Raw genomic sequence first — 12,712 nt, forward strand, 5'->3', positions numbered from 1 at the left:
TTATTTCTCTATTTGTATGATTAATTTTTTGCTTCGGTCAGGCTTTTTACTTGTACTCGTTGGGCTATTGTCGGGCAGCACGTCTGTTCACGAATTTCATGCCAGCGTTACGCAAATGCAGTACAATGCCAAAGAACACGCGTTTGAAATCAGCGTTCGTGTATTTACCGATGATTTTGAGAAAGCGCTGGCGGAAGCAACCAAGACAAAAGTTAACCTGAATGGAGTCTCAAAATATGACTTGATCATTGAAAAATACATCGAATCTCACTTTGTGTATACAACTGCTCAGAGGCAGATTAAGCCAATAAAGTACGTGGGTTACGAAGTTGAGGCCGATGCTCACTGGGTTTATCTGGAGATGCCTCATGCGGAGCCTTTTCGGGGTGGCACACTGAAACAGAACGCATTGATGGAAGTGTTTGACGACCAAGTTAATATGGTTAATGTCCAGTATCAGGGCCAGAAAAAAACATTTGTTTTTCGCAAAAGTCAACCCACCCAGGACATTTCGCTCGATAGATAAATTTTTCAGTTACTAGCGTCCTATTTAGTTAATTTTGCAGTTGTTACAATTAGTCCGTCACTTCGTCATATATTGGTAGTTGGCACGGGCCTTGCAACTACTATTTTTCTTTTGCCTTTCCTATAGTATTAGGCACCATATATTCATTGCTGCCAGCTTGGCAGTATACTTATGCATTTAGACCAAGATTTAGCTACCCGTTTGTTAATGACCGATTTCGATTCGGACAATTTGGAAATTGTGCCGCTTGGGTCGCCGGAAGGGTTAGATGATGATTACGAACTACCGGCAAATCTTCCGATTTTGCCGGTTCGCAATACCGTTTTGTTTCCAGGAATGGTTATCCCCGTTACGGTTGGACGGTCGAAGTCAATCCGATTAGTAAAAAAAGCGTATAAGGGGAACAGAATTATAGGTGTCGTTGCCCAGTTGAATCAACAGAAAGACGAACCTACGGTCGATGATCTTTATCGATTCGGGACAGTTGCCTATATTATTAAGATGATTACGTTGCCCGATGGCAACATAACCATAATCATTCAAGGTAAGAAGCGTTTTGAAGTCCAGCAAATCACGCAGGAGGAGCCGTTTATGACGGCCCAGGTCCGGCAAATTGACGACTCATTCCCTAATGTAACCAAGAAGGAAGGAAAAGCCCTTTTGCAATCGCTGAAAGACGCTGCGTATAAGATGTTGCGTCTGAATCCGGAAATTCCGCAGGAAGCCCGCATTGCGCTCGATAACATCGAAAGCCCAAACTTCCTGCTGCACTTCCTTTCTTCGAATGTTAATGCCGATGTAGCAGATAAACAGCGGCTTCTGGAAACCCTTGAGGGTAACCAGCAGGCCAATTTACTGCTTGAGTTTATGCTTCGCGAAGTGCAGTTGCTCGAACTCAAGCGCGAAATTCAGTCGAAAGCATCATCCGATCTCGATCAGCAGCAGCGCGACTACTACCTCCGTCAGCAGATGAAGGTTCTCCAGGATGAACTGGGGATGGAAAACCCGGATCGGGACATTGACGAACTGCGTATTAAAGCTGATCGCAAGAAATGGTCGAGTGAGGTACGGGCTCATTTCGATAAGGAACTGACCAAGTTACAGCGTATAAACCCCATGGCACCCGAGTATCCGGTTACCATGAACTACGTTGAGCTGATGGTTGATCTACCCTGGAACGAATACACCAAGGATAACTTCGACCTGAAGCGTGCTCAGAAAATTCTGGATACAGACCATTTCGGGTTGGAAAAAGTGAAAGAACGGATCATTGAATACCTCGCTGTTCTGAAGCTTAAGAACGACATGAAAGCGCCAATCCTTTGCCTATACGGCCCTCCGGGTGTGGGTAAAACCTCGCTGGGGAAATCGGTAGCAAAGGCCCTGGGCCGGAAATATAGCCGGATGGCCTTAGGTGGCGTACACGATGAAGCCGAAATTCGTGGTCACCGCAAAACGTACATCGGTGCCATGCCGGGTAAAGTCATTCAGAATATCCGCAAATGCGGTACGGCCAACCCCGTGTTTATTCTGGACGAAATAGACAAAGTTAGTTCCGATTTCCGGGGCGACCCATCGTCGGCCTTGCTCGAAGTACTGGACCCTGAACAGAACTCGACGTTCATGGACAACTACCTTGAAACCGAGTTCGACCTCTCGCGGGTGTTGTTCATTGCCACGGCTAACTCGCTCGACACCATCCACCCCGCCCTGCGCGACCGGATGGAGATCATCGATATTGCGGGGTATACCGTTGAGGAGAAGGTACAGATTGCCAAGAAATACCTCATTCCTAAACAACGCCGGGATCACGGCCTTAAGCCAAAGGATCTGGCCTTTGAGGACAAAGCCATTTTACGCATCATTGAAGGATATACCCGTGAATCGGGCGTTCGGAATCTGGAGCAGAAAATTGGTGCGTTGATTCGGAAAGTGGCCAAGTCCATTGCTATGGAGGAGGAATACAACCACACGATTAAAGTCAATGACATCCCCAAAATGCTCGGCGTCGAAATTTTCGATAAAGAACTCTACGCCGATGATGACATTGCCGGTATCGTAACGGGTCTGGCCTGGACGCAGGTTGGGGGCGAAATTCTATTGATTGAATCCAGTCTGAGCCGGGGCAAGGGAGTGCTTACGTTATCGGGGCAACTTGGTGATGTAATGAAGGAATCGGCTATTACGGCCCTCTCCTACCTGAAAGCCCATGCCGACGATCTGGGCATTGATTACCGCATTTTCAGCCACTACGACCTGCACATCCATATTCCTGCCGGTGCCGTTCCTAAAGACGGACCTTCGGCCGGGATTACCATGCTCACGTCGATGACCTCCATCTACACCCAGCGCAAAGTGAAGCCCTATCTGGCTATGACCGGCGAGGTGACCCTGCGGGGTAAAGTGTTGCCCGTGGGTGGCATCAAGGAAAAAATTCTGGCAGCTAATCGGGCGGGTATCAAAGAGCTTATCCTTTGCTCGAAAAACCGAAAAGACATTGAGGAGATCAACCAGTCATATATCAAAGATCTGGTGTTTCACTATGCCGATACGGTCGATCAGGTGCTTGAAATCGCTTTACTTCCCGGTAAGGTTGGTAAACCGATGAAGTTTATCCTTCCTGAAGAAAAAGAGCCGCGAGAAGTAGAAAAAGTATATTGATTATAACCTGACAGGAACGCGGATTGAGCGGATTTATACGGATACTAGTTAAAAAATCCGTTTTGATCCGTTTAATCCGCGTTCCTATCTTTATACCGTGCTCGATTTCCCGAAACTTTCCGCTATCTATCAGCAGGCCTTGTTAAGGCAGGTTGTTCCCTTCTGGCTCAAAAATAGCCGGGATGAACTGTGTGGCGGTTATTTCGATCTGTTATCGACGTCGGGAGAGGTAATTGAGGGGGATAAGTTCGTGTCGCTGCAAGCCCAACAGGTGTGGGCTTTTTCCTGGCTATATACTAACCTCGACGGGCAAACTGCCTGGCTCGAACATGCACGACATGGTGCCGCTTTCCTGAGCCAGTTTGCGCATCAGGATACGCTGAACTGCTATGCCCGGCTCGACCGGCGAGGCCGACCGGTTCGTCAACCAGCCGATTTAATTCCGGATTGTTTCGCAACAATGGCTTACGCGCAACTCCATCGCGCTACCGGAGAAGACGAGTGGGCAATGCTGGCAAAGCAAACGCTTGCCAACCTGCTCGAACGCCGGGCCGACACTCGGGCTGAACAGGCGCAAACTATCGACAACTTGCAGCAACTACAACAGTTGAGCGAAACGGCTGTCCTGCTCAAATTGGTACTGATCATCCAGCCCCTGCTGGATGAAGAAAGAGGAAAAGAAGCTATCGATCTGATCATGCACGAGATTCAGCACGAGTTTTTGGATCGACGTTCCGAAACACTCCTTGATAACGTGTTGCCGGAAGGTGCATTCGTTAACACGCCCGAAGGCCGACGCTTAAATGTGGGGCTAACATTCCAAACGGCTGGCTATCTCCTAGACTTCTACGCAGAGAGTGCTTCGGTCAGGAATACACCGGGTGTCAATGCAAACCGTAAGCTGGCCATGCAGGTGACGGGCTGGTGTCTGCGTCTGTGTGAACAAGCCTGGGACGAGACCAATGCGGGCCTGAATCAGTACATCGATTTCAAGCAGCAGACATCAGTTTTCCCGGACTGGCAGCAAAAATGGGCCTGGGTACAGCTGGAAGCCCTGACGGCCTTGTTGAAAAGTTATATACACACCCGTCAGCCCGACTGCCTGAAATGGTTCAAACGCATTCATGATTACACCTTTCAGCACTTCCCCGATCCCAAACAGACGGGCTGGCACCTGGTGCTGGATACATATGCACACCCCCTGCTTGCAGCCAAAGCAATTCCATCGGTCGGTTGCTTTTCGCTAATTCGCTGCCTCGCCGAAACAAGTCAGTTGCTGACCAAATGTGAGCCTGCCCAGCAAAAGGAACGGAGTAACAGAATAGGGCTTTCGCTTAATTCCTGACTCATGTCGGGTTAATGGTTCGTAGCGGCAACACCAGCAATTCGGCTTTATCGGCGCTAGCAGCCAAAAAATTGATAGTCGAATTACTATCGGCCTTTTCATTGAGCCGGAATGTATGATTGCCAGCCATGACAAACGAAGAGACAAGCGTTTGTTGATGGGTAGTATGCACAGCATCGAGCCGATACAGATCAATTGTCAACTGACAGGCTGCAGTTACCGTAACCTGTACGACTAACTGTTCTGTTTGCTGGCAGGTAAACTTGATAAGTTTTTTGGCTGAAGTCTGATTACTCACCAGTGCCTGTTTGATCTGTTTAACCAGCAATGGAACAACGGGTGCCAGTCCGTCAACAAATACTACGTCCGGATTTTGCGCAGAGAAATTAGCTTTTAGGCTGGCATTGGTTGCTTCGTCAACGCCACGCCCAAAGGCAATCAGATCAAAATCAACTGCATTGAATTGATCACTCGCCTGCTCGACCTGGTCTGTTGTTTGTACCAGAAAATCCTCAGCGGTAAGAGCAGAAGCCAAATTGGCCAGTACCATAGGGTTCCGGCCAATTAGTAAAATCGATTTAGCCATCATTTTTCCGATTATGTTGTCAGAAGGAAAGACGTTAAATACGAACAAAATACTTCGTCAATAAGCTACTTTTTCGTTTGTTCAAAACCTTCAATAGCGCCACGGACATTACCAAACTGAGCCAACAGCGCTTCTGCCTGCTCACGATCCACACCAATTTCGCTCATCACCATTTTAGCGGCCCGATCCTGCAACTTTATGTTCGTCAGTTGCATATCAACCATCTTATTGCCCTTCACCCGCCCCAACTGAATCATAACGGCCGTCGAGATCATATTCAGAACTAGTTTCTGAGCCGTTCCGGCTTTCATACGGGTGCTACCGGTAACAAACTCCGGCCCCGTAACCACTTCAACCGGAAATTCAGCTGCCTGAGCCACCGCTGACCCTGCATTACAGACAACACACCCTGTCAGCAGTCCGGCTTTACGAGCCTCGTTCAACCCACCAATTACATAAGGTGTCCGGCCCGATGCCGCAATGCCAATTACAGTATCGAGCTCGTCGGGCTGATACGGCGCAATATCTTTCCAGGCCTGCTCGGCGTCGTCTTCAGCAAATTCAACTGCTTTCCGAATTGCCCCGTCGCCACCAGCCATCAGACCAATAACCAGATCGGGTGGTACGCCATAGGTTGGCGGGCATTCGGAGGCATCAACAACACCCAGCCGCCCGCTCGTCCCGGCTCCTATATAGATAAGCCGTCCGCCCTGCTTCATACGGATAACAATCTGCGAAACCAACGCATCAATTTGCGGAATGGCCTGTTCAACAGCCAGCGGTACAGTCTTGTCTTCTTTATTAATGTTTGTCAGCAAGTCGTGGACCGACATTTGCTCCAAATGGTCGTAATGAGAAGTAGTTTCGGTTGTCATACCTCAAAAGTAATACAGGCAAATTCTACCGAACAAATAATCTATTTTTTCTTGCCTTTCCCAAAAACATCGGCGTAATTTACGGCGTTATTACACTATCAGCGAAATTTCGCTAAATGTTAATTATGATTACCGATCAGTCAACTACCGAATTAAATCGCTTTAGTCGCACGCTCACACAGGAAGTATCGAATCCCGCAGCCAAAGCTATGCTGTATGGAGTTGGGTTAAGTGAGGACGATATGCAAAAGCCCCAGATTGGCATTGCCAGCACAGGCTACGAAGGCAATACTTGTAATATGCACTTGAACGGGCTATCTGTTTATGTGAAGCAGGGCATTCAGGCAAGCGGATTGGTCGGATTGATCTTTAACACCATAGGCGTGTCAGATGGTATGACCAACGGTAACGATGGTATGCGTTACTCGCTTCCCAGCCGGGATTTAATTGCTGATTCTATCGAGTCAGTGGTTGCGGCTCAGTGGTACGATGGTGTGGTTACGGTAGTTGGTTGCGACAAAAATATGCCAGGTGCCGTTATGGCCATGGCGCGTCTCGATCGGCCCGGCATTATGGTATATGGCGGCACCATCCGGTCGGGTCATTATAAAGGACAGAAATTAGACATCGTTTCGGCATTTGAAGCGCTGGGTAAAAAATACGCGGGCAACATTTCCGACGAAGATTATGAAGGCGTAATCAGGAACTCGATTCCAGGTGCCGGTGCCTGTGGCGGTATGTATACGGCCAATACTATGGCCAGCAGCATTGAAGCGATGGGATTGAGCTTGCCCTTCAGCAGCAGCTACCCCGCCACCCACGAAGGCAAACAGGAAGAGTGCAAAAAAATTGGTGCGGCCATGCGCGTGTTGCTCGAACGCAATATCACACCCGCCGACATCATCACCCGTAAGTCGCTCGAAAACGCACTCACGATTGTTATGGCGCTGGGCGGCTCTACCAATGCTGTACTGCACTACCTGGCCATTGCCCGCGCAGCCGGTATTGAACTTACCCTCGATGAAATCCAGGCGATCAGTGATCGGGTTCCGTTCCTGGCCGACCTGAAGCCAAGCGGCAAATACTATATGGAAGATATGCTCGCGATTGGGGGCGTACCTGCCGTAATGAAGTATCTCTACCAAAACGGTATGCTGCACGGCGATTGTATAACCGTAACGGGTAAAACCGTTGCCGAAAACCTCGCCGACGCTCCTGATCTGAATTTTGAAACGCAGCAGATTGTCCGGCCGCTTAGCAACCCGATCAAACCAACCGGCCACATTCAAATCATGCGCGGCAACTTGTCGCCAACCGGCTCGGTTGCCAAGATCACGGGCAAAGAAGGTCTACGTTTCGACGGTATTGCAAAAGTGTGCGAGCACGAAGGCGAAGTAATCGACGCCCTACAGAAAGGTGAAATTTTACCCGGTCAGGTTATCGTCATTCGGAACGCCGGGCCAAAAGGTGGTCCCGGCATGAGCGAGATGCTGAAACCAACCTCGGCCATCATGGGCGCGGGTCTTGGCGACAAAGTAGCCTTGATCACCGATGGACGCTTCTCGGGTGGTACCCACGGTTTTGTAGTGGGACACGTTACGCCCGAGGCTTTCGACGGTGGCCCAATCGCTCTGGTACATGACGGCGACCGAATTACCATCGATGCCACCACCCGCCAACTGATCCTGCACATTTCGGACGAAGAGATGGCGCAGCGTAAAAGCGAATGGAAACAACCGGCTCCCCCATTCACGAAAGGAGTTCTGGGTAAGTACATCCGCAATGTAAAATCGGCGAGCGAAGGCTGCGTAACGGACGAAGCCTAGCAACGGTCGTTCCGGCGGCTTCTAAAAGCAAACAAACACGTTGCAGTAAATCAACAAACTGAACACGACCTCAACATTGATCATACATCATGGAAGCAATCGCCAGTATTAAACCGGAAACCGCTCACGCAGTGGATGCAGCCCCAGCGGTTGGCCCGGACGCTACATACATCAACGGCTCGCACGCCCTGATGCGATGCCTGTTAGCCGAAGGCGTCGACACCATTTTTGGTTATCCGGGCGGTGCCATTATGCCCGTCTACGATGCCCTTTACGACTATCAGGATCAGATAAACCATATTCTGGTACGTCACGAGCAGGGGGCCGGTCATGCCGCCCAGGGCTACGCCCGTGTATCGGGCCGGGCTGGCATCTGTCTTGTTACTTCGGGACCGGGAGCCACCAACCTGGTAACGGCCATTGCCGATGCCCTGATCGACTCTACTCCACTGGTTTGCATTGTTGGTCAGGTTGGCAGAAAATTATTAGGAACCGATGCGTTTCAGGAAGCGGATGTTATGGGTGTCACCATGCCCATTACCAAGTGGAATTACCAGATCACAGATCCGAACGAAGTACCTGAAATTTTATCGAAAGCCTTTTACATCGCGCAGTCGGGTCGGCCGGGGCCTGTTCTGATCGACATGACCAAAAGCTCGCAGCTGGAGTTAATGACGAAGCCTTTCGTGTACGAACGCTGCCAAAGTCTGGTAAGTTACCGGCCACGACGAATTCCGAAACAGGAGCAGGTAGAAGCAGCCGCCACGCTGATTAATTCGGCCAAGCGGCCTTATATTTTTGCCGGTCACGGCGTTCAGATCGCCAAAGCAGAAGCCGAATTAATTGAGTTCGCCGAGAAAACGGGCATCCCTGTGGCCACAACCCTGCTTGGGCAATCCACGATTTCGACCAATCACCCCTTGTACGTGGGCTGGCTGGGTATGCATGGTAACTACGGCCCGAACGTGATGACGGATCAAGCCGATGTGATCATCGCCATCGGTATGCGCTTTGACGACCGCGTAACGGGCGATGCCAGCAAGTACATCAAACAGGCGAAAGTCATTCACATCGAAATCGACCCCTCGGAGATTGACAAGATCATCCGGGCCGATGCTCCCGTGGTGGGCGATGCCAAAGAAGTACTGAAAGCGTTGTTACCCCTCGTGAAACCGAATGACCATACGGTATGGCGCAACGAGTTCCGCAAATATGACGCCATCGAAAACGAGACCATTACGGTTCCTGAACTGACAAGCCTGGATGGCAAAATCAGAATGGCGGAAGTGATCGACATGCTGTCTAAGAAAACAAAAGGCGAAGCCGTTCTGGTGACAGACGTAGGCCAGCACCAGATGATGGCATCGCGCTATTACCAGTTTCGGCGGCCAAACAGCCTGGTCACGTCGGGGGGCATGGGCACTATGGGTTTTGCCTTACCGGCGGCCTTCGGTGCGCAGGTTGGCGCTCCCGATCGTCAGGTAGTAGCCATCATTGGCGACGGTTGCTTCCAGATGACCTTGCAGGAACTGGGCACTATTGTGCAGAACAAGCAACCCGTTAAGGCCATCATCCTGAACAATAACTTTCTGGGTATGGTACGCCAGTGGCAGCAGTTGTTCCACGAACGGCGCTATTCGTTCGTAGAACTGCAGAATCCGGACTTCATTACCATTGCCAGGGGCTTTGGTATGGACGGCCAAACCTGCGACCAGCGGGATAACCTCTCCGACGCACTCGACACGCTGCTGGCCCATGAAGGCCCATTCCTGCTCGAAGTGATCGTTGAAAAAGAGGAGAACGTATTTCCGATGGTTCCCGCCGGAGCCAGCGTTTCGCAGATTAGACTTAAATAAAATGACAACCTACACGATCTGCATATTCACGGAAAATACCATCGGGCTGCTTAACCGCATCACGATCATTTTCACCCGTCGACGTATAAACATTGAGAGCCTAACCGTTTCGGAAACGGAACGAAAAGGGGTATCCCGGTTCACGATCGTGATCAAACACGAATCGCGGGAGGAAGTCGAAAAACTCGTTCGCCAGATCCGCAAAATTGTGGAAGTAATGGCGGTTTTCGGCTATCTCAACGACGAGATTGTCTATAACGAAATTGCGCTTTTCAAGATTTCGACCCCGCTGGGCAGTAAATCGCTGGACGTTGAGACGATCAATAAAAAATACAAAGCCTGGGTTGTTTACTGGGGTCTGGATTATGTCGTTATCGAGAAAACCGGTAATGATACCGATATCTTCGAATTTTTCGGATACCTCAAGCAGTACGAGATTCTGGAGTTCGTTCGTTCCGGGCGCGTGGCGGTCGGCAAGACCGAAAAGGGCCTGGTCGAGTACCTGCCCGAGGCCGAATGGGCTTATTATTTATAACCAATCACAATCCTACAATACGAGTACAAAACCAATTAAACATGGCAACGATTAATTTCGGAGGAGTTGAGGAACAAGTAGTAACACGGGAAGAATTTCCGTTAGAAAAAGCCCGTGAGGTGCTGGCCAATGAAACCATTGCGGTTATTGGTTATGGCGTACAGGGGCCCGGCCAGTCGTTAAATATGCGCGACAATGGCTTCAACGTTATCGTTGGACAACGTAAAGGCAAAACATATGACAAAGCCGTTGCTGATGGCTGGGTGCCTGGAGAAACACTGTTCGAAATTGAAGAAGCGTTGGAAAAAGGTACGATCATATGCTTCCTGCTCTCCGATGCCGCTCAGATTGAACTGTGGCCAACGGTGAAAGCTGCGCTTAAACCCGGTAAATCGCTGTATTTCTCGCACGGCTTTGGCGTAACGTATAAAGAAAAAACCGGTATTGTTCCACCTGCCGATGTCGATGTATTCCTCGTAGCTCCTAAAGGATCGGGTACGTCACTGCGTCGCCTGTTCGTAGAAGGCAAAGGGCTGAACTCCAGCTTCGCTATCTACCAGGATGCATCGGGTAACGCACGCACCAAAGCCATTGCCATGGGTATCGGCGTAGGTTCGGGCTACCTGTTCGAAACCGATTTCTACAAAGAAGTAACGTCTGACCTGACTGGCGAGCGTGGTACGCTGATGGGTGCCATTCAGGGCATCTTTGCGGCTCAGTACGAAGTATTGCGCGCCAACGGCCACAGCCCTTCCGAAGCGTTCAACGAAACGGTTGAAGAACTGACCCAGTCGCTTATGCCGCTCGTTGCCGAAAACGGTATGGACTGGATGTACGCCAACTGTTCAACAACCGCCCAGCGCGGTGCCCTCGATTGGTGGAAGCCTTTCCGCGACGCGACCAAGCCCGTGTTTGAGCAACTGTACAACTCGGTAAAAACACAGGAGCAGGCCGAAATCAGCATTACACGCAACTCACAGCCCGACTACCGCGAAAAACTCGAAGTCGAACTGGCCGAACTGCGCGAATCCGAGATGTGGCAGGCAGGTAAGGCCGTCCGGTCACTGCGTCCGGAGCGAAGCTAATTTTTCCGGTTATTAGGTATTGGGTTATTAGGTATTGGCTTGTTGACCATTCGGTTAATAAATCAATAACTAATAACCCAATCACGTTTATACGCGCCCCTATGCGTTGTTTACTTAACTTTACGTTATGAGCACTGTAGTAAGAGGAGAAAAGAAGTTTACGTTCCCAGATCTCGACAACATCTATCTGGCCGCCGAACGGCTTCGGGGCGTAGCCGCGCATACACCCCTTCAGGAGAACATTAATCTATCTGACCGTTACGGAGCCAAGATTTTCCTCAAACGCGAAGATTTGCAGGTTGTCCGGTCCTATAAAATCCGGGGAGCTTATAACAAAATGGCCAGTCTGCCGCAGGAAGCCTTATCGAAAGGTGTTGTTTGCGCCAGTGCCGGTAACCACGCCCAGGGGCTGGCCTATGCCTGTCGTAAAATGGCCGTTCATGGCACCATCTTCATGCCGACGACCACGCCTAACCAAAAGGTGAAACAAGTAAAACTCTTCGGCAAAGAGTTTGTGGAGGTCGTTCTTGTGGGCGATACGTACGACGACGCCTACCATGCTGCCATGGAATTTGTCGACACCCACGAAAGCATCTTTGTCCACCCTTTCGATGATGTGCAGGTAATGGAAGGGCAGGGAACCGTTGGGCTGGAAATCTTCAAAGACTCTAACTTCAAGATCGACTACCTGCTCATGGCTATTGGTGGTGGTGGTCTCGCAGCGGGCGTTTCAACGGTTTTTAAGCAACTCAGCCCCAAAACAAAACTTATCGGCGTGGAACCGCTGGGTTCGCCAAGTATGAAAGTGGCCCTGGAAGAAGGTCACGTCGTTACGCTTGATAAGATCGACAAATTCGTGGATGGAGCCGCGGTGAAGCGGGTTGGCGATACCACGTTTGAGATATGCCGTCAAAATCTGGATCGGGTAGTTCTCATTCCAGAAGGCAAAGTTTGTACAACCATCCTTCAGCTTTACAATGAGGAAGCCATTGTAGCCGAACCCGCCGGTGCGCTCACCATTGCCGCACTCGACTTCTTGAAAGACGAAATAAAAGGCAAAAATGTGGTTTGCCTGGTCGGTGGTGGTAACAACGACATCACCCGAACTGAAGAAATAAAGGAACGTTCTTTGCTGTATGAAGGGCTAAAACATTATTTTATCATCCGGTTTCCGCAGCGGGCCGGTGCCTTCCGCGACTTCCTGAACGTGCTTGGGCCTAACGATGATATTAGCCGCTTTGAGTACGCCAAGAAAACAAACCGCGAAACGGGCCCGGCGGTTGTTGGTATTGAGTTGAAGAACCGAGAGGATTTTGAGCCACTCATTCGGCGAATGCACGACCAGAACATCGTGTTCGAATACCTGAACGACCAACCCGACTTGTTTCAATTTTTGGTGTAGTTGCGTAAACTGCTA

10 protein-coding genes are annotated in these 12,712 nt (G+C 50.1%); 8 read left to right on the plus strand and 2 right to left on the minus strand.

The window, feature by feature from the left end:
* The first annotated feature begins 16 nt into the window (after positions 1-16).
* The 3 genes from NT073_RS10575 to NT073_RS10585 all read left to right on the plus strand — a co-directional run bounded on the left by NT073_RS10575 (position 17) and on the right by NT073_RS10585 (position 4,532).
* Positions 17-526: a DUF6702 family protein gene (locus NT073_RS10575; RefSeq protein WP_297372748.1), complete on the plus strand. Its 510-nt coding sequence runs from the start codon at positions 17-19 to the stop codon at positions 524-526.
* A 171-nt stretch (positions 527-697) separates the two neighbouring features.
* On the plus strand, positions 698-3,187 hold the full coding sequence (gene lon / locus NT073_RS10580; RefSeq protein ID WP_297372750.1) for an endopeptidase La: 2,490 nt from the start codon (positions 698-700) through the stop codon (positions 3,185-3,187).
* Between the two features lie 97 nt (positions 3,188-3,284).
* Positions 3,285-4,532: an AGE family epimerase/isomerase gene (locus NT073_RS10585; protein ID WP_297372752.1), complete on the plus strand. Its 1,248-nt coding sequence runs from the start codon at positions 3,285-3,287 to the stop codon at positions 4,530-4,532.
* Between the two features lies 1 nt (position 4,533).
* On the opposite strand, the gene NT073_RS10590 is transcribed toward NT073_RS10585, so the two are convergent.
* Both NT073_RS10590 and murQ read right to left on the minus strand, forming a co-directional pair.
* Positions 4,534-5,118 (minus strand): hypothetical protein, encoded by a 585-nt coding sequence (locus tag NT073_RS10590; RefSeq protein WP_297372753.1) that lies wholly within the window; start codon positions 5,116-5,118, stop codon positions 4,534-4,536.
* Positions 5,119-5,183: 65 nt separating this feature from the next.
* Positions 5,184-5,993, minus strand: a complete 810-nt coding sequence (gene murQ, locus NT073_RS10595; RefSeq protein WP_297372755.1) for an N-acetylmuramic acid 6-phosphate etherase — start codon at positions 5,991-5,993, stop codon at positions 5,184-5,186.
* Between the two features lie 125 nt (positions 5,994-6,118).
* On the opposite strand from murQ, the gene ilvD reads away from it, so the two are divergent.
* From ilvD to ilvA, 5 genes are all read left to right on the plus strand, one after another.
* Positions 6,119-7,819, plus strand: a complete 1,701-nt coding sequence (gene ilvD / locus NT073_RS10600) for a dihydroxy-acid dehydratase (protein ID WP_297372757.1) — start codon at positions 6,119-6,121, stop codon at positions 7,817-7,819.
* 89 nt (positions 7,820-7,908) lie between these two features.
* Positions 7,909-9,675, plus strand: a complete 1,767-nt coding sequence (gene ilvB, locus NT073_RS10605; protein WP_297372759.1) for a biosynthetic-type acetolactate synthase large subunit — start codon at positions 7,909-7,911, stop codon at positions 9,673-9,675.
* A gap of 1 nt (position 9,676) precedes the next feature.
* Positions 9,677-10,210: an acetolactate synthase small subunit gene (ilvN, locus tag NT073_RS10610; protein WP_297372761.1), complete on the plus strand. Its 534-nt coding sequence runs from the start codon at positions 9,677-9,679 to the stop codon at positions 10,208-10,210.
* A gap of 41 nt (positions 10,211-10,251) precedes the next feature.
* Positions 10,252-11,295 (plus strand): ketol-acid reductoisomerase, encoded by a 1,044-nt coding sequence (gene ilvC / locus NT073_RS10615; protein ID WP_012930364.1) that lies wholly within the window; start codon positions 10,252-10,254, stop codon positions 11,293-11,295.
* Between the two features lie 127 nt (positions 11,296-11,422).
* A complete protein-coding gene (gene ilvA, locus NT073_RS10620; protein WP_297372763.1) occupies positions 11,423-12,697 on the plus strand; it encodes a threonine ammonia-lyase in 1,275 nt (424 codons plus the stop codon).
* Positions 12,698-12,712: the final 15 nt, after the last annotated feature.

Origin of the sequence: Spirosoma sp. (assembly GCF_026391055.1) — a bacterium.
Classification (GTDB): Bacteria; Bacteroidota; Bacteroidia; order Cytophagales; family Spirosomataceae; genus Spirosoma.